At 40.6% G+C, this 22,013-nt stretch carries 18 protein-coding genes; 6 read left to right on the forward strand and 12 right to left on the reverse strand.

The features are described from left to right. Positions 1-36 precede the first annotated feature (36 nt). Both PQO01_RS02170 and PQO01_RS02175 read left to right on the forward strand, forming a co-directional pair. The gene (locus PQO01_RS02170) at positions 37-2,364 is read left to right on the forward strand and encodes a hypothetical protein (RefSeq protein WP_274312399.1); all 2,328 of its coding nucleotides are present in this window, start codon (positions 37-39) and stop codon (positions 2,362-2,364) included. A 32-nt stretch (positions 2,365-2,396) separates the two neighbouring features. Further along, positions 2,397-3,170: an SDR family NAD(P)-dependent oxidoreductase gene (locus tag PQO01_RS02175; protein WP_274312400.1), complete on the forward strand. Its 774-nt coding sequence runs from the start codon at positions 2,397-2,399 to the stop codon at positions 3,168-3,170. A gap of 112 nt (positions 3,171-3,282) precedes the next feature. Here the strand turns inward: PQO01_RS02175 and PQO01_RS02180 are convergent, their stop codons facing one another. After that, positions 3,283-3,525, reverse strand: coding sequence for a hypothetical protein (locus tag PQO01_RS02180; RefSeq protein ID WP_274312401.1), 243 nt, complete (start codon positions 3,523-3,525; stop codon positions 3,283-3,285). A gap of 19 nt (positions 3,526-3,544) precedes the next feature. After that, positions 3,545-4,369: an LpxI family protein gene (locus PQO01_RS02185; protein WP_274312402.1), complete on the reverse strand. Its 825-nt coding sequence runs from the start codon at positions 4,367-4,369 to the stop codon at positions 3,545-3,547. Between the two features lie 370 nt (positions 4,370-4,739). Between PQO01_RS02185 and PQO01_RS02190 the strand changes: the two genes are divergently transcribed. From PQO01_RS02190 to PQO01_RS02200, 3 genes are read left to right on the forward strand one after another with little or no spacing between them, the layout of a single operon-like run. Further along, a complete protein-coding gene (locus tag PQO01_RS02190) occupies positions 4,740-6,581 on the forward strand; it encodes an ABC transporter ATP-binding protein (RefSeq protein ID WP_274312403.1) in 1,842 nt (613 codons plus the stop codon). Further along, positions 6,578-8,305 (forward strand): ABC transporter ATP-binding protein, encoded by a 1,728-nt coding sequence (locus PQO01_RS02195; RefSeq protein WP_274312404.1) that lies wholly within the window; start codon positions 6,578-6,580, stop codon positions 8,303-8,305. The genes PQO01_RS02190 and PQO01_RS02195 overlap by 4 nt, the downstream gene beginning before the upstream one ends. Continuing rightward, positions 8,298-8,966, forward strand: a complete 669-nt coding sequence (locus tag PQO01_RS02200) for an MBL fold metallo-hydrolase (protein ID WP_274312405.1) — start codon at positions 8,298-8,300, stop codon at positions 8,964-8,966. The genes PQO01_RS02195 and PQO01_RS02200 overlap by 8 nt, the downstream gene beginning before the upstream one ends. 20 nt (positions 8,967-8,986) lie before the next feature. Here PQO01_RS02200 and PQO01_RS02205 read toward each other — a convergent pair whose 3' ends face one another. From PQO01_RS02205 to PQO01_RS02215, 3 genes are all read right to left on the reverse strand, one after another. After that, a complete protein-coding gene (locus tag PQO01_RS02205) occupies positions 8,987-9,466 on the reverse strand; it encodes a hypothetical protein (protein WP_274312406.1) in 480 nt (159 codons plus the stop codon). Between the two features lie 270 nt (positions 9,467-9,736). Then, a complete protein-coding gene (locus PQO01_RS02210) occupies positions 9,737-10,819 on the reverse strand; it encodes a type IV pilus twitching motility protein PilT (RefSeq protein ID WP_274312407.1) in 1,083 nt (360 codons plus the stop codon). 9 nt (positions 10,820-10,828) lie between these two features. Next, positions 10,829-12,262 (reverse strand): type IV pilus twitching motility protein PilT, encoded by a 1,434-nt coding sequence (locus PQO01_RS02215; RefSeq protein ID WP_274312408.1) that lies wholly within the window; start codon positions 12,260-12,262, stop codon positions 10,829-10,831. 367 nt (positions 12,263-12,629) lie between these two features. Here PQO01_RS02215 and PQO01_RS02220 point away from each other — a divergent pair, with 367 nt between their 5' ends. Further along, positions 12,630-13,913, forward strand: a complete 1,284-nt coding sequence (locus PQO01_RS02220) for a hypothetical protein (RefSeq protein WP_274312409.1) — start codon at positions 12,630-12,632, stop codon at positions 13,911-13,913. 54 nt (positions 13,914-13,967) lie between these two features. Here the strand turns inward: PQO01_RS02220 and PQO01_RS02225 are convergent, their stop codons facing one another. From PQO01_RS02225 to PQO01_RS02255, 7 genes are all read right to left on the reverse strand, one after another. After that, the gene (locus PQO01_RS02225) at positions 13,968-15,266 is read right to left on the reverse strand and encodes an ABC1 kinase family protein (protein ID WP_274312410.1); all 1,299 of its coding nucleotides are present in this window, start codon (positions 15,264-15,266) and stop codon (positions 13,968-13,970) included. Then, a complete protein-coding gene (locus tag PQO01_RS02230) occupies positions 15,266-15,895 on the reverse strand; it encodes a hypothetical protein (RefSeq protein ID WP_274312411.1) in 630 nt (209 codons plus the stop codon). The genes PQO01_RS02225 and PQO01_RS02230 overlap by 1 nt, the downstream gene beginning before the upstream one ends. Before the next feature lie 114 nt (positions 15,896-16,009). After that, positions 16,010-16,792, reverse strand: coding sequence for an ABC transporter permease (locus PQO01_RS02235; protein ID WP_274312412.1), 783 nt, complete (start codon positions 16,790-16,792; stop codon positions 16,010-16,012). Continuing rightward, complete coding sequence (locus PQO01_RS02240; protein ID WP_274312413.1) at positions 16,789-17,481, reverse strand: ATP-binding cassette domain-containing protein; 693 nt, start codon at positions 17,479-17,481, stop codon at positions 16,789-16,791. Before PQO01_RS02240 ends, PQO01_RS02235 begins: the two co-directional genes overlap by 4 nt. A 4-nt stretch (positions 17,482-17,485) precedes the next feature. After that, positions 17,486-19,489 (reverse strand): serine/threonine-protein kinase, encoded by a 2,004-nt coding sequence (locus tag PQO01_RS02245; RefSeq protein WP_274312414.1) that lies wholly within the window; start codon positions 19,487-19,489, stop codon positions 17,486-17,488. Next, positions 19,490-20,086 (reverse strand): RNA polymerase sigma factor, encoded by a 597-nt coding sequence (locus tag PQO01_RS02250; RefSeq protein WP_274312415.1) that lies wholly within the window; start codon positions 20,084-20,086, stop codon positions 19,490-19,492. Between the two features lie 86 nt (positions 20,087-20,172). Further along, on the reverse strand, positions 20,173-21,867 hold the full coding sequence (locus PQO01_RS02255) for a sialate O-acetylesterase (RefSeq protein ID WP_274312416.1): 1,695 nt from the start codon (positions 21,865-21,867) through the stop codon (positions 20,173-20,175). Positions 21,868-22,013 lie beyond the last annotated feature (146 nt).

Genomic DNA, 22,013 nt, shown 5'->3' on the forward strand with positions numbered 1-22,013 from the left:
GTAAACATATTTAGGGCACATCAATTGGAGAATCATATGAAAGCTTTTGCCCCTCGCTTAATCACTTATTTTATTTTCGTAATTCTATTTAATTTTTCTGCTCTCGCTGAAATCCAAGAATCCCCGCCCCTTGAATGGCCTCGCACTTACGAAAAAGGCGGTCACGAACTCATTGTCTATCACCCTCAAGTTGATGCTTGGGAAAATCATAAAGTGCTAAAATTCAGAGCCGCCATAAGTCTGACACCAAAAAATGAAAAAGCCCCCATGTTCGGGGCTATTTATTTTCAGACTCGTACGCTCACACACAAGACTAAACGGCTTATTCTCCTTAAGGACTTACAAATTCTAGAAACACATTTTCCTCAAGTAGATGAAAAACTTGCTCCCAAATTAACGGCTTTGATCGATGCTATCCTCCCCAAGGGGAAAAAAATGATTATGTCACTTGATCGCGTCAATGCCATGGTAAATGATGATCAAAAAATAGATCGTGAGCTCAAAGTTAACCTCGATCCCCCTCCCATTTTTTACAGTAATGGCGATGCCTCGCTCGTCATCTTTCTTGGGGAAGAAAAGTTTGAAGCGATTAAGGGCACGGACTTACTTTTTGCAGTCAACACTAACTGGGACCTTTTCCTCGACAAGACGAGTTCTGAGTACTTCTTGCTCCATGGTGATTCATGGCTAAAAACCAAGGATTTAAAAAAAGGCCCTTGGACCGTCGCCACACAAATCCCCAGTGACCTAAATAAACTCCCCGATGATGCCAACTGGAGCGAAGTCAAAAAAAGACTTAAACCAAAACCACTCAATAAAGTCCCCGAAATTTTTGTCAGTAATAAACCCTCCGAACTTTTAGTCACGAAAGGCGAAGCTTCTTTCACTCCCATCGCAGGAACGCGTTTACTCTTTGTCAATAATAGCGATGCCGACCTCTTCCTCTACTCGCCCGAAAATCTTTATTACTACCTCGTAGCAGGCCGTTGGTTTAAAGCTCAAAGCCTCAAAGGTCCCTGGAAAAGTGCCGCAGGAAATTTACCTGCTGACTTCGCAAAAATTCCTGAAGATCATGAAAAATCTTTTGTTCTTGCCTCTGTTCCTGGAACTGAAGATGCTAAAGCGGCCGTTCTACTTGCCTCTGTACCACAAAAAGCTACGGTTAACAAAAACGATGTCAGTTTTGAAGTCACTTATGATGGCGAACCCATCTTTGAAGAGATCAAAGGTACCGATTCTTCCCTCTATTATGCCGTCAATACTGATAAAGCTGTACTTAAAGTCGAAGATACTTATTATGCCTGTGATAAGGCTATTTGGTTTGTTTCACCTAGTCCCAAAGGCGCTTGGGCTGTTGCCACACAGATCCCCGAAGTTATCAGCTCAATTCCTTATGAACACCCTCTATATTACGTCACATTCGTAGAAATTTATGAAGATAATTCCGATACTGTTGTCGTCGGTTACACCTCTGGCTATTACGGGAATTATGTCTATGATGATGTCGTTGTCTTTGGCGTTGGATACTGGTATGGTCGTTGTCATCACCATCATCACTGTCATTGTTACCACCATGTCCATCACTACTCTTATGGCTGTGGTGCTCGTTATGATTATTATCGTGGTGTCTACTACCGTGGCGCCAAGTATTATGGTCCATACGGAGGCGCAGGACGACTCGCCACCTATAATCCTTCTACAGGCACATACACTCGAAGCGCTTATAAATATGGCCCTTATGGAAGCGCTTATGCGATGACTGCCTACAATCCTTATAACGATCGTTATGTGGCGCGTGCTGGAGGAAATACTCCCTACGGTTCATGGGGCAAAGGCGTCGCCGTCGATGGCAATGATTGGGTAAAGGGTGGCTATAAATCTAATTACCAAAAATCTACTGTAGGACTCAAAAACTCTGAGGGTGCAGGCATCATCGCAGGTAAAAATAAAATCACTGGCAACAAAGGCTTTATTGCCAAAGATAAGCATGGCGATATTTATGTTGGTAAGGATGGCAACATCTATAAGCGCGAAGGGGATACTTGGAAAAAACGCGAGAATGGTTCTTGGAAAACCTTTAATAGACCCACCACTAGGCCCACAAGTCCGACTAAAAGACCCGTTACTCGACCAACTACTCCCACTCAAAGACCTACAACGCCAACAACACGACCGAGTACTAGACCTGCGAGCACACCTGAAGCTCAAATTCGTCAGAGTAAACTGCGTCAATATCAATCTAGCCAACGCTCTAAAGTCTATAATTCACTACAAAATTCATCGCGCTCTCGTAGCATGGGCAATAGCCGTGCACGTTCTTATCAACGTTCAGCTAGATCGAGAAGCGTAGGTAGAAGAAGATAAAAATCACAAATATAATAGAGGAAAGAACATCAATGAATAAATTGTCAGAAAAAATCGTTTTAGTGACTGGATCAACAAAAGGCATTGGGCGATCTATTGCCGAACATTTCGTCGCTTTGGACGCTCATGTGATTGTTCACGGGCGCAATGCTGAAGAAGTTGAAAAAATCCGTCAGCAAATGGGTGCTAAATATGGTGTCGCTGCAGATCTATCTAGTGCAGAAGGCTGCAATAAGCTTATTGATCAAGTCTCCGCAATTGGTTCACTTGAGGTGCTAGTTAACAACACAGGCATTTTTGGCGTTAAAGATTTTTTTGAAACTGATGATGATGAATGGGAGAAGTATTTTCAGGTCAATATCATGAGCTCGGTGCGCTTATGCCGCCAATTCATGAAGACTATGCTCGATAATAATTCAGGTTCCGTCATCAATGTCGCTAGTGAGGCCGGTTTTAAACCACTTCCTCAAATGATTCACTATTCAGTTTCGAAAACGGCACTGATCAGTCTCTCTAGAGGTTTAGCTGAAATCACCAAAGGCACTCAAGTCACTGTCAATAGCATCCTCCCTGGACCTACGTGGACTGATGGTGTTGAAAAATACTTCGATGGTCTCGCTAAAGAAGAAGGTAAAGAAATTGATGAGGTCATTTCCTCTTACTTCGATGAACATGAACCTACTTCACTCATCAAACGCTTTGTCGATGTTCAAGAAGTCGCCGAAGCCACTGTATTCTTATCTACAAACAAGGCCATCAATGGGAGCGCCCTGCGCGTAGAGGGTGGCATCATCCGCAGTATATAAGTTATGATTAATAGCCTTGTGTTTGTTGAAGCACAAGGCTATTTAACTTATTCCAAGTGCTTATTCATGGCTTTCGATAAAGTATTTTATTGAGCGATAAAACTTGATCAAACTAATCACCCATGTATTTTCCCCACAAGTGGGAGAGTTCTTCGATCATCTTTTCTCCGGCAATAAAGCCCCATAGAGTAAAAGCTAAAGTGAATATACCTCCCGCAAATAAAAGCTTATCAAGCCCTATGCGGAACACGACATAACAACTGCCGCAAATGAGTGTGAATAATAATGCTGACGAAAAAAAGCCCATAAAGGCATATGTGCAACGGTGAGCAAAGCCCATTTTTTCTTCTTTCATTTCCCCTCCTCCTCAGGATTTATTCTTGTATCGTTTTTCCTATAACAGAAATTTTGGCCCTATCCAAAGCCTCTAAGACTCGTTCTTTCTCAATAAAAAGTGTGCGTTTAGCTTCCACCACCAAAGTCTTTGCCTTGGCTTGAATTAAGGAATCCACCGTTCGCATACCAATGCAGGGCACATCAAAACGCATATCATGATTGGGTTTAGTCACTTTACAGACTGTAACGCCACCGCGTCCGAGTTCTCCTCCACGAATAATAGCTTTGTCCGTCCCTTCAAAACCCTCTACTGCCAAAATGGTTCCGCGTTTAACAACCACAGACTGACCAATATCCATACGGCTAACTTCCTTGGCAACTGAAAAAGCATATTCGGCCTCTTGTAAGCGTGACTTATCTGCCTTTACTTTGTTCAGCAAACCTTCTCCTGCTAAGTGATCATCCAAATACGATATAGCCGATAGGATAGTTATGCCCGACTTTTGAAATTCATTGCACACCGCACTAAAGAGTGTATCGGCATTGCGCTCCTTGAGCTTACCTAACATCATCATTGTACGTAAGTCAGGTCGTAAGCCCGTGAACAACCTAGAGGGCTTGACCTGCCCCACCATGACTGCTTCGCTAATACCTTGTTTTTGAAAAAATTTAATCGTTCGGTTAATTTGCCCTGGGTATACCCATGCCATTGCATCAGATTCTTTTTCTAAGTCTGCTGAGGCATCTCCTTCAATTGCGGCGACCGCAATTTTTTCGACTCCATGTTTTCGCGCTTCTCGCAAAATCAAAAAGGGGTAATGCCCACGTCCCGCGATTATACCAAGTTGTTTCGTATTTTTCATATTTCTAAGGTGGCACAGGCTGGTAAGTAAGCAACTCCCAAAAATTAAAAAAATGACTTTGACTAATAATAAGTTCCTGCTACCTTAGGCGCCGTACTTTGATTTAACAAAAAATAAAGAGTTTAATATGGGTAACCTCCGTAAAAAAAGACGCTCTAAGATCGCTAAACATAAGCGTCGTAAGCAGAGCAGAAAGAACCGTCATAAAACTAAGTAGTGTTTTATAGGTGACGTAAACTTATCAGTTTATCAAAAAACCCTCGGTACCCCGGGGGTTTTTTTGTGCCCAAATCCATTGCTGATTATAAATATTTGCGCCTCATTCTTATCACAAGATTTCCAATTAAAGACATTGGCCTATATTGCTCCTATGAATAATTACCCCAATGTCAGACGATTCTTAAAAGAATACCCCCCAAAGAAACTCAGTATTTACTTTTGGGGTGTTTTGTGCCTAATTATCACCATTGTCATTCACAGTTCCATACCCCTCATTACAGGTCGACTCATTGGCGCTCTCGACGATCAGCAATTCCCCTTAAATGAAGCCACCAAAGGCGAGCTTAGTCATGTGGCCACTTATTTACTTTTAGCCGCCATAGGACTGATCGTTTTCAGAACACTTTCTCGCATCCTTATTTTTATTCCTGGGAGACAAATTGAATCGGAGGTGAGAGAAAGTATGTACCACTCACTACTTGGACTCCCACATTCTAGCCCATGGACTTCCGGTGACCTCATTAGTACCGGAACTAACGATGTAACTTCAGTTCGAGTCATGATATCAATGGGCGTTTTACACGTCATCAACACTTTTGGCATGATCTGTTTCTGCCTCTATCACATGCTGAACTTAAGTGTTCGCTTGAGCCTTTATTCACTCATCCCCCTCATCTTAGTTGTGCCCGTCACCAAAGTCATTTCAAAAAAAATGATGGCGACTGGACGAAAAAATCAAAAACTCCTCGGGGATCTAACCGAAGTGATTCGCGAGCATTTTCGCGCCCATGCCCTCATGGCCGTCTTTCCCGTGTACAATTCAATTATTAAACGCGTAGACAAAGCCAATGCGGACTACGCAAATACCGCCGAAAAGTTCATGACCTTACGGGTATTCATCATGCTGATGGTTAGTATGATTACGGGATTTGGCATCTACATTCTCCTACGCTATGGCCTCATCAAAAATGACCTCATTGATAGTAGCGAAGGCATTGCTACAGTAGTTTCCTTTATGCTTTACCTCTGGATAATTCAGCAACCCTTGCGTGCAGCAGGCTTCCTCTTACCACTCCTACAAAGAGGTGAAATTTCACTTGAACGACTTTATAAAGTTCAAGATGCCGCCAAAGAAGCACAAGAAATTGAACTCCAGCGCCCCATAAAAACGCGCCAGGATCTCGATCAAAAAGGCAATCAAAATGCGGCTATGATAGAAATCAAAGATCTCGACTTTACTTATAAACCTCAGCGTGACAATGAATTTCAATTTGAATTAAAAATTGATTCTCTCGTGATTGAAAAAGGCAAAAAATATGGATTTTTTGGGAGTACGGGATCAGGAAAAACCACCCTCATCAACATCATTTCTGGGCTCTTGGAAACTAAGGAGAATACTTTAAAAATCTATGGTGTTGATCGCTGCGATATTCAACAAAAAGTCCTAACTGATTTGTTCTCTCAAGTTAGCCAAGAATGTCGCCATTTCGGCAAAACTATACGCGAAAATATCAATATAGTTGAGGCAAATTCACCTCATCAAGGCCAAAGACTCAGTTTTGAAGAAGCCTTAGCCATCAGTTGCTTAAGCCCTGACTTAGATAAACTTTCTCAAGGAATCAATACTTTGCTAGGGGAACATGGGATCAACCTTTCCGGCGGGCAGAAACAGCGCCTTTCTATTCTACGCGCCCTTGTCCGTAAAGCGGAGCTCGTGATTATGGATGATTTCATCTCTGCTGTCGACCACGCCACAGAAGTCAATATTATCGAAAAACTTTATGAGGCCACTGAAGACAAAACTTTACTGCTTATTTCTCACCGTATTTCGGCCCTTAAGAACTGTGATAAAATCTTCCTTTTGGAAGCTGGAAAAATCATTGATTCTGGTACCCATGAAGAGCTATTGAAGTCTAATCCCTCTTACGCGAGTGTGAGTGAGTATCAAGAAAAGAGCGATGTCTTAGCGCAAATTGAAGAGGCTCAATCATGAGTGATATCAAGAACCTAGGCACCTTTACTGATCTAGCGAAGAAGTATAAAAAGCGTTTTATATTTTCTTTCCTTCTCATGCCTTTAAGTGTTTGCTTAACCATTCTAGGACCAGCCTTTGTCCAACAGGCGATTGATGATGGCTTCAAAGCCGACCGCGCTGACTTGCTCATTAAATACGCCACTCTATTCATTGTCGTGATCATTGCCGATGCCCTCGTCAGTACTTTAATTAATGTCTTAATTCAATCTGGGGGTATTAGAAGCCTTAGCGAACTCCGCAAAAAAGTCGTTGAGCACGTATCTTTTATGGGCCGCTGGGATTATGAAAAGCGCCCTTCTGGAGTTTTAGTCAGTCGCGCTACCTCTGATGTTGAAAGTATTGGAGAAACTTTCTTGCAAGGGGTCTCTTACCTCATCACTGATTCACTAAAAATCATTGGTATCATAGGCTATATATTTTACGAAAACTCTACTCTTGGATGGATCACTTTACTCGTCTTTCCTCCCGTTATTATCATCGTCAATTTCTTCCGTATCAAACTGCGAAAACTCTACGATGGTATTCGCTCAGTGAATGGGTATTTAAGTGCCTCAATCAATGAATCCGTGGCCATGCGTAAAGAGATCCAACTCTTTAACTTAGGTGATGTCCAGAGCCAAGGATTCTCCAACCTCAGCCATGAATATCGCGATAAATCAATAAAAGCCATCAGTATGGATGCTTTTCTTTACTCCTTCTTAGAGGGCTTACTTTATTTAACGCTTGCTATTTTTGCTTTGTTTCTGATCATTTACTCGGATTTTGATCCTGGAATCAAAACGGGATTACTCGTTGCTTGGATTCAGCTACTCCATCAACTCTTTGACCCCATCAAAGAAATGGGCTCGCGTTTTGCTGTCTTACAGGCGGCTTTTGCTGCCATGGGGAAAATTGGCGATATATTATCCATTGCACTACCAATCGACAAAGGAACTCAAGATATTAAAAATTCTTCGGTTCAACTTAAAGATTTAGGTTTTCACTATATTGAGTCCGAGCCAGTACTCAAAAATATTAATCTCAATATTCCTCAAGGCTCAAGCTTAGCACTCGTGGGTCCAACTGGATCTGGCAAAAGCACCCTGCTCAAATTACTTGCTCGCTTATATGAACCTACCCAAGGTGAGATTACTGTTGGCGATATAAAACTCGGAGAGATTCAGCGCGAGGTCCTTAAGCATCATATTGTCATGGTCCCCCAAGAACCTGCTATCTTCCATGAGAGCCTTCATTTCAATATTACTTTAGGGCGTACAGATATTTCTTTATCCATGATTGAAGATGTGGTCGAGCGCGCCGGCTTACAACACTTTGTGAAATCTCTAGAAAATGGCTATGACTCTATTTTAGATGAAGGTGGAGAAAGTTTATCTGCTGGTCAGCGCCAATTAGTAGCACTCATGCGTGCCTTGGTTTCTCCTGCACAAATCCTTATTTTTGATGAGGCCACGGCTAACATAGATACCGAAACTGAACGACTCATTCAATCAACCATTAATTTTGCCATGACCAAGAAAACCGTGATCATTGTCGCCCATAGGCTCTCTACCATTCGCGATGCGGATCAAATTGCCGTTTTACTGAAAGGTGAACTCAATGGTCTAGGAAGCCATGCTGAATTGATCAAAGATTGTTATTATTATCGCTGTTTACACGAATTGGAGGATATTCATAATGTATGAAATAAAGAGTCTAAAATTAGGTCATATGGATAACTTCATCTACCTCATCAAAGATAAAAAAACTTCAAGTATCGCGGTTATTGATCCCGCCTGGGATGTGGATGCTATTTTTCGTGCTGCTGAAGAAATGGATGGTGAAATCAATAATATTTTCCTCACTCATAGTCACTACGATCACGTCAATGGTGTGGATCAAGTTCTTCACCGTAGCGATGCCCAATTACATGTCCACAAAATAGAAGACCGCTTTTGGGGTGGCGCTGGACGCAATGCACAACTTCATTCTGGGGGCGATTTTTTAAAACTCGGTTCTATCGAACTTAAAGTTCACCACACACCAGGTCATACTCCTGGCTCCGTTTGTTATGAGCTCGATGGCCATCTCTTTACTGGAGATACAGTGTTTGTCTACGGTTGTGGTCGCTGTAACTTACGCGGCGGCGATCCTGAAGCCATGTATCATACTCTTAATAAAATCGGGACCAGTTTTGACCCTTCGATGAAGGTCCTACCTGGACATGATTACGCGACATGTCCCACTAGCACAATAGGCGCCCAATTAAAGGGCAATCCTTTTTTCAATATCAAAACACTACATGAATTTGTCGATTATCGCATGCATAAGCATAATCGCTCTATACCCTATTCAGCTGAATTATAATATAGAATGCCTACAATCAACTAAGCGGACTCTAAACTCTCCAAGTTTTGATCATCAATCTCAATTTTTTGCTTGGCTCTGCTTTTAATTTTCCCTAAAACATTTTGAAAAATTGGCGGCATTAAAGCTGAGCTAATTAATGTCACTGCAAAAAAGAAAATGGTAAAACTTAACTCTGGAGAATCCATTTTGACTTTAGGCCAAAAGATGAAGTTCATTACTATAAAAAATACATAATTCCTTTTTGTCCAAAATAAGTTTGAGCAAGCGGCTCCGATAAGGCTTAAAAGAAACATGGGAATGATATATCTAGGCAATATGTGCAACCAATATTCCGTAATAAAAACTTGACTCTTAGTCAGCATCAAATCACCAAATACTCTGTGCGCACTGTCGATCGCACTTAGATATAATTTACCCTGAATAATATATGATACGGCAAAAAATAGTGGTAAAGCGGTGGCTTGGATCATCAAGCTCACTGAATCTTCTTTTTTCATCTCTTCTCCATTCTCGTTTGAAAAGACGAATTTTAATTGTTAGATCTTATTTGTCAAACCTTTATAAAACCTAAAAAATAGCCCCCAACAGAAAGGCACTTCTAGACGAAGTACATTTAACATTAAATTAATTTTAGACTATCACTTATCGTCAAAGACAACACAGGAAAAGTTCAAAGAAAACATTTATTCAGAAATTTACAAAAAAAGTACCGATGCTAATAGGCGTCGATACTTTTTTAAATTAAAACAGGTTCTATTTAAACTAAATTAACTCTTATCATCAAAGTAGCCCGCAGGTAAGAACTCTTGGAAGGCTGCTTTTTCAGCAGCTTTCATGTAGGCTTCTTCACCTGATATGCGCCCTTCTTTATAGAGGCGTAACAAGTCCATATCCATGGTTTTCATACCTTGTTTCACACCCGCTTCAATAATACCGCGAATACTACTTAACTTACCTTCGCGAATTAAGCCTGGAAGGGCTGGGTGGAATAGGAGAACCTCATGTGAAGCACAACGTTTCCCATCAGTGGTTTTACAAAGTAATTGCGAAATGATCGTACGCAGAGTACTTGCGAGCATCGCACGAATCTGTGGTTGTTCTTTAGCAGGGAAAGCACCAATGATACGGTCAACGGTCTTTGGTGCATTATTGGTGTGTAGAGTACCAAAAACCATCAGGCCCATGGCCGCACAAGAAAGTGCCAAACCAATAGTTTCTGGGTCACGCATTTCACCAACCAGTACAATATCCGGGTCGGCACGCATGGCACCCTTTAAAGCGATATTAAATGAGGTCGTATGGTCGTGAACCTCACGTTGAACAATGACACTTTCTTTATTGGGGTGAACAAATTCAAGTGGATCCTCAATGGTAATAATATGCTTACTTTGAGTTTCGTTGATGTGATTTATCATCGCCGCCAAAGTGGTGGATTTACCTGAACCTGTCGGTCCTGTCACCAAAATAAGACCCGAACCTTGTTCCACAACACCCTTAAAAGTATCCGGTAAGTTAAGTTGTTCCATAGTCATAATTTCGGTGGGAATTGTACGCATAACTGATGCCATCCCATCGACGGTGCGCATGTAGTTCACACGGAAACGCGCCACACCAGTAATTTCGTAGGCAAAGTCTAAGTCAAAGTTTTCAACGTACTGCTTCCACTTTGCATCGGGGCAAATTTCTTTTAAAATGCCCTCCATTTCATCGGGGCCAATCACCCCTTCGCCTTCGATTGCCACCAAGTTACCGCTTTTGCGAATCTTGGGGACGTGATTACTCAATAAGTGTAAATCTGATCCACCCTTATCAAACATGTATCTCAAAAAATCATCCATTCTTGCAGCCATAATCTACTCCTATGCGCCTTCTATTTCACGTCGTTTTGCATCTGACACAATATGTGGCAGCGCTGTCTCTGCTGATATCTTACCTTCTTTATAGAGGCGTAAGAATGAATCTTCTTTCAAAACCATGCCCTGTTTTTTCCCAACTTCGATGACCGAAGTCAACTGCGATGTCTTGTTATCTTTAATGAGGTTGGCTACCGCAATGTTACCAATTAGAATTTCTGGTGCCATGAGTAAGCCCGTTTGATCAATATTGGGTACTAAATACTGACAGATGACCCCACGTAAACTTTCTGCAACCATCGCACGTATTTGAGACTGTTGGTCGGGTGGGAATACATCTAGAATACGGTCTAAAGTTGCTGATGCACTATTGGTGTGTAGCGTTCCAATAACTAAGTGACCCGTTTCGGCCGCAGATAATCCCATTTCAATAGTTTCTAAATCTCGCATTTCACCTAAAATAATGATATCTGGATCTTCACGTAAAGCGGCTTTTAGCGCGTTCGCAAAACTCTTTGTTCCCGTGTGTAGTTCACGCTGACTCACATTACAATCTTTGGATGGAATCAAAATTTCAATGGGGTCTTCCACGGTAATGATGTGGTCTTTTCTCGCCTTATTTATCAAGTCAACCATCGCGGCAAGTGTCGTTGTTTTACCAGAACTTGCTGGACCAGTAATGAGAATAAGACCCTGGTGGTAAGTCGTTAATTTTTCCAATACTGCAGGCTCTTGGAAACCAAGTTCCCCTAGAGTTTTTATACCTTCACTAACAATTCGATAACTGCCCTCAACGCCATCATTGTGAACCATGATATTACTGCGGTAACGCTCTGTTCTTGAAAAGGAATAACAGTAATCTAAATCACCGGTTTCTTCAAAAGCTTTTCGGTCTTTATCACTCAGCAAAGATAAATTGAGTTTTTTCGCCATATCGGGCGTCATGATCGCCTGCTCTCGTAAAAGGTAATTAATACCAAAATGACGTACAAATGGATAGGCTTCCGCAGATAAATGCGCATCTGAAGAGCCATTGCGACGTGCTGCCTGAAGGAATTTAATCATGAGCTCTTTACATTCTTCCATCGGCAAGTCAGCTGCTTGACTCAAATCAGGAAAGTCTTGTGTCGAAAATGGGTAAGGGCTTCCTGGGTCTCGCGGTGGAGCCGCTTGAGTTGGTGCCGCTTGAGCAGGTTCCGCTGCACCACCACCTAATAGGCTATGGGGGCAAGGGCCACTTTGATTGGCATAATAAGCCGCATGTTCTAAAAGTTGTTGTACACTCTCCATTGTTGCCAAGCCGTTGTCTAACACCGCCTGTGCGAAACTCATTAAGTCCACATCGTCGGGACTAATCTGCATTAATTCGACAATTGTATTTTTGTCAAAAAACTGATTCTCTGCACCAAGATAACAGAACCATTCTACTTCATTGATCATAAACTTTCCTTAGTTTGAAAAAACACCATAAATTATAGAAGTGCAAACAAGCTCACGCAAGAGCTAAAAGTCCCACTCCATAGCTTGTGGGACTGCATTCAGATAATTTCTTTGGATTTTATTTACAATTTTATTTATCCGGGTAATTTATGGAGATTTTATTGAGCTTTCAAAGTAGGATTTATCATCACTTATTATCAAGAAACATCCATATTCGAGGGCTAAGTTCGTATACTGACTTGTAAGTATATGAGTTAAATAAATCAATCAGTTAAATTTGACTTCCTCCAAACCCAAGTGATACAGTATAAACACCTAACCTATGAAAGGGGTTATCTTACGAGTATCAATAGCAGGAGTCTTTATTGTGAAATTAACTAAGTACAGCACGAGTTTTTTATGCGGCTTATTGTCCCTAACAAGTTTTGCCGAAGAATTTAGTTCCAAGCCCACAACAGATACAGATAAATTCATCACGTGGCTAGAGTCAGGGGAATCCCGACTCCAATTAGGTAACTTTACGAGTGTAGGTAGGGTGCAGGATGATGATCGCCTTATTTTTGGGCGAGTCGACGGGGACAAAACAGTGGGTTATTCAAGTACTTATATTGAAGGCAATTACCTAACTCCACAGGTATCAGGCTTACAATTTGGTATTGGGGCTTATGCTCATGCAAAGACTTGGGATCTCCAAGATACTTACGGAGAAAAATACCCCGATAGTCAAGACGCGTATTTTACCGATGCCTTTATTCGTTATAATTTTACCGAAGACTTATTTATTCAAGGCGGTCGCTTCAACGTTCGAAATATTGCGCAACGTTTTGACCCCCAATACGGTCAAGGACTCTATTTGCATTACAATAACGAGAAATTTAGTATTGATTTGGGTGCTGTAGATAAACTTGCTTATTACTTCAACGACTATGTGGTCGATTACACCAGTAATGATGACAAAGATTTGTGGGGATACGAAGATGATGTGGATAGTGTCATTTATTTCGCTGAACTGAATTTTGGGGTCTGCGATAAAGTCAAAATGAACCCCTACGCCTACTACCAAGATCAATATGTTGGGTGGTATGGTTTGGACACACAAATCGTCTTTCACAAAACAGCTACTTACGAATATGGTACAAAAGTTTTCACGTACTATATGGATGCTTTAGAAGATTCTACGACGGATGATGAAGGTCGCGGAAGCTTCAACTATAGTATCAACCCCTTCTACCACCGTAAAAAATGGAAGTTTGATATTGGTTATTCTGAATTTGGAGATAACTCCAAGAATAATCGCCCTGCTTGGGGCTACCGCTACTTCACCAATGTCCTCTACCATGATGGCGGTGTTGGTGATATCGAAATCATTGACTACAACCCTCTCTATGGCACAAAGGGGACTGACATTTACTTTGGCCGCGTCGGTTACCACGAAGAAAAATGGACTCTTGGTTTTACCGCAGGGCTGTATACTCCTGAAGATAACGACACTTACCATAATATTTGGGAATTTCAGTTTGGCGGCAGTTATATCTTTAATGAGCACCTCAACGTCGGTGGACGTTTAGTAAATCTGACTGCGGACGAGCGAGGTGGGGTTGTTGACCAGGATGCTAATTATTTAGAAGCTTGGCTTGCCTACATTTTTTAACCATTCACCAAATTAATCTCTTCGAAAGAGGGACTGTATAAGAGTCTTTAAATATTAATGAATGGCTCTTATTTTTACTTTGGCTTTCAAAAGTGACAGAATATTATACAAACCATAATACGTACGGTTTGTATAGATAAAGTGCTTGGAACCTCGATTATGAGAGTGACCTTCTTTATCTTGTTCGCGTTTAATTCGATCTCCCATTTCATAGAGCTCCATAAAAAAGCTTTCATCCGCAAAATCAAACTCAGAAAAATGAAACGGTCGCATGGCTAGGTTCATTAATTTTTTAAAATTCTTAGTAAAGAACTTCACTGCTTTGGGATTATCATCTGATCGTAAAATCTCTAAATCTAGCAGGTTTTTATGGAATCGTTTATCATCATTAAATAAAGATTTATCCACGCCCAAAAAGTAATTGTCATAGAAGCTCTTGGGGACTTTTTTCATACAGCCAAAATCTATTACGTTAAGTTTTCCCGTCTCATCAATCAAAAAATTTCCTGGATGAGGGTCGGCGTGAAGCCAATGTAAATTGTGCATTTGGACATGATAAAAGTCCCATAGCTTTTGGCCGATTGCATTGCGTTTCTCTTGAGGGATATCTTCACTAAAAAACTCATCAAGATGTTTACCATGTAGCCACTCCATTACCAATAATTTATTGGAACTGATTTCAGAGAAATATTTGGGGAATTTCACATAATCTAGATCTTTGCATTTATCTGAAATACTCATGCCTTGTTCGAGTTCCTGTAAATAGCGCGTCTCCTCCAGCATCTTATTTTCAATCTCGCTGAAGTAGGTTTTGACTTCATCGGACTTTAATTTCAAGAGTTTGAGCGCAAAGGGTTTAACTAATTTAAGATCAGAAGAAATACTCTCGGCAACACCGGGATACTGCAGTTTTATAGCGACTTCTTGACCTTCGTACTCAGCTTTATGAACTTGACCAATTGAAGCCGCTCGTTCGGCCTGAGGGCTAAATTTTTGAAAAACTTTGTCTGCTTTCTTACCTAATTCGCGTTTTAAAATTTTTTGTACCAAAGGAGCTGAGAGTGGAGGTGATTGATATTGCGCTAAAGCGAATTGATCCGTGTAGGCTTTTGGCAAAGCTCCTCTATCCATACTCAACATTTGGGCCACTTTTAAAGCACTACCCTTCATTTCACTCAAACAACCATAAACATCTGCAGCATTGGCTTTATCTAAATCTTCTTGGGTCGAAGTTTGCCTACTTACTTTCTTGCCGTAGTGCTTGAGGTAATTACCTCCTATCTTCAAACCTGCTACGGCGACCTTGCCAGCTCGCCCTACTTTGCTAGAAGGTATAGATTTTAGGGGTTTCACTACTTGGACTGCCTATGTTTCATCAAGTCGACAAAAGTATCAAAGATATTAGGCGCTAAGCTATCAAAGAAAAAAATCATGCTTTTTTCAAGCAAAGCGTCCATATACTCTTCTTTTTTTTGTTTTGCTTTGTGATCACAGTTTTTCCATAGCTTTAAATTCATAAAAAACAAAGCTGTAAAAAAATCACACATGTATTTGTCCTGCATACCTCGTTGCTTAAATTCTTGGCATGCCATGCCATCTTTTATGAGTTTCTTTACAAATTTTTTCAGATGTTTTTTAAAGTCATTAGTTCCATACATAAAACTTGGTGACTGCATGCTAGAACAATTGCGGAAATATTTTTTATTTTCATCCATAAATTCAAACCAAGAATACATGAATGCTAAGCCACGATCTCGTTGATTATATGATGAGTACTCACTTGATAGGCCAAGATGGCTTAACACATCTTTTAAGCCATTCTTCCAAATATCCAACTCCACCTGATGCAGGGATTCATACTTTAAATGAAAATCTTCTTTGGTAATTTCGGCAAATTCTAAGAACTTTTTTAATTTCTTAGGCGGTGACTTCTTTGCCATTATATATTCATAATACTTCTTACGTATTTTCTTCTTTTTCATATGCTTACGCCTTTAGTTCTAATTTTGACTAAAGGTATTCTATAATACATAGCTTCCCAAGTTTTCTTTGTGAACTTATGTGAAAAGCTGAAGAAATTTATATGAACGAATTATCTAACCTTGTAGCTGCTGCTTTTTATTGAAGCATTTCTTGGCCACTTGACTGACGACAAGCATAGAGCCTAAGGCCGTCGATACACAGATAATCAGCATGATCATGATCTGATACTTTGCTGCTGTAATAGGATCTTCGCCGCCTAAAATCTGTCCCGTCATCATTCCTGGAATAAAAACTAAACCAACCCCAGCTAGATTATTAATAGATGGACTCATGCCTGCTTTAATGGCGTCACGCACTAGCTCATTAATCGCATCTTTAGTTTTCATCCCCAGGAGAAGGTTTTGCTCCACTTCTGTTCGACGATTTTTTAAATCGGAGAAAAAGCGTTCCAAAGAAACCGCCATTGCATTCATCGAGTTACCTACAATCATACCACCAATAGTAATGAATATTTGAGGCGCGTACCATGTTTCTGCTTGCAAGAAAACTCCCAAGGAAACGATATTTAAGGATAAGTAAGATCCAAGCATGGTCAAGAAAATAGTTTTAAACAAAGGGAAAGGAGGATTTTCTATTCGTCCAGAAATAATTTTTGCCGCCCAAAAAATCATCCATACATAAACCCCCAAACTTATGAAAGGATTCGGGTACTTAAAGATGTAGACGAGGGCAAATCCCATGAATAGCAGCTGCACATAAGTACGAATACTTCCGATTATTAAGTTTTTCCCCACACCTAATTTTAAACGATATGAAATAAAAGCGGTCAATAAAACAAATAAACTAAAACTCAATAATTGGAGGTTGGAGATCTCTAGAGCTGCTATTAAAATCATAATTCCCTCAAACCTTCGCCACTTATGGCGAGTCGTTTGAAATTTGTACTGGAATGAAAACTTTCTTCAATATGACTGACAAAGATCACGGTCATTTCACTACAATAATTGCTGATAAAGTCCTCGCTTAATTCACGGCTAGTTTGATCTAAACCTGCGCTAATTTCATCGCATAATAAAGCTTGTGGTTTTAATAAAAATGCTCTAAGGAGTGCTAAGCGATGCTTTTGACCGCCCGACAATTCTAATGCATTCTGCTGCAATTCTAAACCTTCAGGAAACAGTTTTTCAATATAAGCTTTCAATTCTTTATCTGTGGGTATTGCTAATTGATGGTACTCCAATGCCAAGATCAGGTTCTCGTGGACCGACTTATCATAAATATGGGCACTTTGTCTTAACCATTGGCAATTCTTGCGGTGTTGATAATAATCCAGTAGAGGCTGATCATTTACTATAATCTCACCTTCACTTGCCTCTTCTAATGAAGAAATGAATTTGAGCAGAGAGGATTTGCCACAGCCTGAGGGGCCTTGGACGAGGTATTTTCCTTTGGATCTAAAGCAATAATTGAACTTAGTGAAGACAACTTTTCCCTCTGGAGAAAATCCTAAATTCTTAAGTTCTATTTTCATGGAGCCCTCGCTTAATTTATCCACCAACTTATTGCCAACTAAGATAAACTGCAATGAATTACTCTCGAATTATTTCGACTCCCTTTAAATTCAAATTTGGATTTTGCTTTGAATTCAAAATGAGCTTCTCTAAATGATTTAACAAACGCATTGAGTAGCCCGAGATATGACTGCCACGAACATCGAGTTCTTTCACCGATGAACCCATCAATGAATCGACATCTTTTAAAGACGTATTGGACAAATTGAGCTTGCGAATGGGTAGTTTTCTTAACGCTTCTAAACTAAAGAGGCGCTTATTATTAGATAAATCTATATCGACTTGAGATTCAAAGGTCGAGTACTTTATGTTCTTTTTGACGGGATTGGTCAAACTTAATGCGAGCCCCGCTAAATGCATCTTTTCATCAAGAGTATATTGCGAAACCGTATAAGAATAATTGACGATGTGAACTAAAAATTTCATGCTCTCATTTGCTTTCACCGGTATGACAAAAGTGTTACTCATATCCATGATATAGGCTTCTAACTCGGCTAAGTTTAAAAAGAGTTCATCTTCTTTTTTGACTTGTGCATATTTAGCACATACATCTGCCGTTCTTCTCCTTGGGAAAGATGGACTCATGATAGCTTTGAATATTTGATTAGCTTCAGTAAAACGTTGGGTAATCATTAAAATCCTTCCCAAATACAATTGCGCTTCTTCGTTTTGCGGATCCCACAAAACGGCGAGTCGCGCATTGGCTAAGGCGGAATCATAATCGAAACGAGTTAAATCATTGCGTGCGACATTAACTAAACGTGGGCTAGCCGCCTTACTAATCGCTTCTCTTTCTGCTTGCTCAAGCATTTGTAATTGATAAGCTTTTTCGGCTCGATCCTTCTCGGCTATGGCGACTTCACTTAATTCTTCCGCGCGATTTTTTTGCTCAAGAGCAAGCTGGCTCAAATCGACCGCTCTTTGTTTAGCAAAAAATAAAAATCCAGAAAAGATAGACGAAGAGCTAAGTAATAGAACTAGCCAAAAACTTAACTGCTTGTGGCGTTTAAGAAGATAGAGGAGCGATTTCCCAACACTATGATCTTCCGCTGAAGTCATGAAGCCACTTTGGAATTTATTAAGATCTTCAATGAGCTCGGATACCGATTGATAGCGCTTGTCTCGGTCCTTTTCTAAAGCTTTTAAAATTATAGATTCTAAACCCCGCGCTAAAGCTTTATTTATTTCTCGAGGTCGTTTCCGTTTACCCTGTAAAGTTTGCTCTAATAATGCTTTGCAGCCTTCCGCTGAATTCGCCCGCTTTCCACATAAGAGTTCATAAAGAATGGCACCCAAGGCATAGATATCACACAGTTCATCGCGTTTGCCTAGGCTCTTCTCAATTTGTTCTGGAGCCATATAACCCGGCGTTCCTTTTAGCACTCCATGATGACTATGTTCATCATAAATATCTTCGACTAAGAGTTCCTCGCTTAAGCATTCCTCATTAGAACCCCGCGCTAAGCCCCAATCACCCACTAAAACTTCCGAAAACTCGCCCAAATAAATATTTTCTGGCTTCAAATCCAAATGCACGACTTTATTGGCATGCGCATAGGCCATAGCATTACAGATTTTCAAAAAGATATCTAAGCTTTCTTGATCATATTTAGCCCCTGTCGCTTTTCGTTCCTCAAAATAATTTTTTAAGGTTTTTTTTCCTACGGGCTTCATCGTGAAAAAAGCTTGTCCCTCGCGATCATATCCAGCGTCGTATACCGGAACAATGTTGGGGTGTTGTAGCTGTGCAGTTATTCGTGCTTCGCGAAAAAAGGACTCTGTTTTTTGATCGTCTTTAGAATCTAATAACTTGGCTTGGGCCACTTTTCTCGAGGTGAGCTTATCTTCACTCAAAAGAATTTTCTTCATTCCACCGCGCCCTATTTCATCGCCAGTGGTGTATCGCCCTTCCCTAAGCTGCATCTCGGAACTTATGGGGTACTCAAATTCCGTGTCATCCTCATTGAGCATTTGGCTCAAGCCTGAGGTTACTTTTACATAAGCTTTTTTATCTGTAGCCATTTAAGCTAACTCAGATTTTAAACGCCGAATTTCATCTTTTAAACGATCTCTAATGCGTTTGCGATAAACGTAAATCACCTTGGGTTTCAATTCATATTCCACTTCTAGGTCTTGAGCACTCTCGCCTTCCACCAAGCGCAAAAAGATCTCGATTAAACGCTCAGAGAAGTGAGGCTTTATATTTTCTAAGGCCATGGAAGCTAAATAATCATTCCATTCACTTTCAGCGACTTTCTCTACTTCGGGCAATGATAATTTATCAATTTGTTGATCCTGTACTTTACCTTTGAGGCGGCTCTGGCTATTGATTTTACGAAAAAAATCTCTCCCAGTATTCTGTATAACTCGACAAAGCCAGCTGCGAAAACGTTTCGATTCATCATATTCAAAATTGGGAAAATGATTCCACAATTTAATCAACACCTGTTGCACAACTTCATCTGCATCGTGGTGAGACATATCCATTTTACGGCAAATCAAGTAGATAAAACCTTGATAATACTGAACAAAATCTTCCCAGCTTTTTTCATCTTTATCATGAATAATTCGCTGAAGTAGGGTGACACGTGTGCCATATGTTTCATTTTTTTCACTCATAGGTGAATCTATGCTTTCGGTAAACACTTGTCAATATTCCTCTACTTCAGATACTTGCGATCATCGCATTAATAGCTTTTTTTCTCTTATTGAGTCATTTCTGGTCGTTGCCAATCACTTTCTGCCTTGGTCTTTCCCTTTGCTGGTTTGAGTACCGTGATCACTTCCGCATTCGGATCATATAAATCCCAATCGTCGGATCTAAAAGGTGACGCCGGAATGCCTTGCTTATTGTATAATAAATTGCGTTCAGAAGGATTCATCGCCCAAGCATAGCGCACAGCAACTGGCTTCCCGACTTTTGCTGAGCTAAGGATGATTTTATTACCTTGAATTTGAGCCTCGGCCCAATGCCATTTTTGATCTTCTCCCGCAATCGCAAAAGTATCAATTTCACCTGCTTTCGCTGCCATCATTCCAGAACCAATAGAATCGAATTCCACAATCATTTTTGAACCATCTACTGTGTGAGATTTATATCTTGGCCCATAATCAACAAAGTCTTTCCCATAAGTATTTTTAAGTGCCAAATAGGCATGTCGAATCCCAATTGGTTTTTTGTTCTTGGGATGAAGCTGAATCGCATCGCCCGTATCAATAGCAACTGACATGTAGGCATTTTTGACATCTTCAGTCACTAAACGCATCATCTCGCGATTGATTGACCATACCGCTTCGGGGCCTTCTACCGGCTTCGTCTGAGCGGGGTTCCAGCTGGGCAACTGAGTGAATTGAAAAGGAAAATAGCGCTCTGTGTTGCCTGCACTCATTTCGTGCCAACTTTTACGATAGTAGTCGATCAACTGAGCTAATTGCTTACGATAATTAATGGCTTGAGCGGCATCTTTTGAATTGCGTTCACCTTGGTACCAAATAGCTCCTTTGATCCCATAGGGACGAACAGGGTTAATCATCACATTAAAAATATGTGAGGGGTACTGATGCCCCATGTTGGATGGTTTTGTTATAATTGGTGGAGCGATTTTTTTAACTTTATTCTTCATTATGTCACCCGCCGCAACACGTTTATTATAGGTCGCCAATTCTTTAGCATGCTGAGCTAAGGATTTTTCCGCACTAATCCCTTTCTGCTTGAGCTTCTCGCTCATTTCATCCATTTGTTTCATGCCCGCAACTGTGCGTTCATCGTTCATTTGAATTTCTTTGGGCATCCAGCCTTCAATTGGGGTTCCCGCAAAAGCTTGAACGACAATGCCCACTGGAATCCCAAGTTCTTGATGAAGTTTCTTGCCAAAATAATATGATACTGCAGACGTTTCTAAAGCCGATTCTTTATTACATAATTTCCATTTAGCCATCTTATCACGCGCTTCATCAAGTGGTTCATGCCAATGCTCGCGAGCTGACTTATAGATGCGGAAATTTGGCAGATCAACTGTTTCAGCTTCCTCTTCGCCACCAAAAGTTGAGCCTACTGCCCACCCCATATTTGATTGTCCCGCACAGAGCCAGACTTCGCCAATAGCCACATTTTTTATATCTAGCTGATTATTTCCTTTAATGCTTAAACTAAAGTCCGTCCCATAACTTGGTGTAGCTAACATCACTTTCCACTTACCCTCTGAATTGGCTTTCGTCTTAGCTTTAGAACCCCAGCTTGCTTTGACTTCTACCTCTTCTCCGGCATCTGCAAATCCCCAGATGGCATTCGAGGTCTGCTGTTGCAAAATCATATTATCTGTAAATAATGTGCTCATCCGCACATCTGCGATCAAATTAGACGCGGCCAAAGCGAAAGCCGTTAAAATCATTTTTTTCATTAAAATCTCCAGGTTATTTATTGTTCTTACCCTCAATACGAACACTTACGAAGTCATCTAACATCTAATTAAATTAGTTTTACGTAAAATAAAAAGCCCAGCTTCAGACGCTAGGTAAATATACTTCCCCAGAGAAGGTGATTTTA

Source organism: Lentisphaera marina (genome assembly GCF_028745505.1).
Taxonomy (GTDB): Bacteria; Verrucomicrobiota; Lentisphaeria; order Lentisphaerales; family Lentisphaeraceae; genus Lentisphaera; species Lentisphaera marina.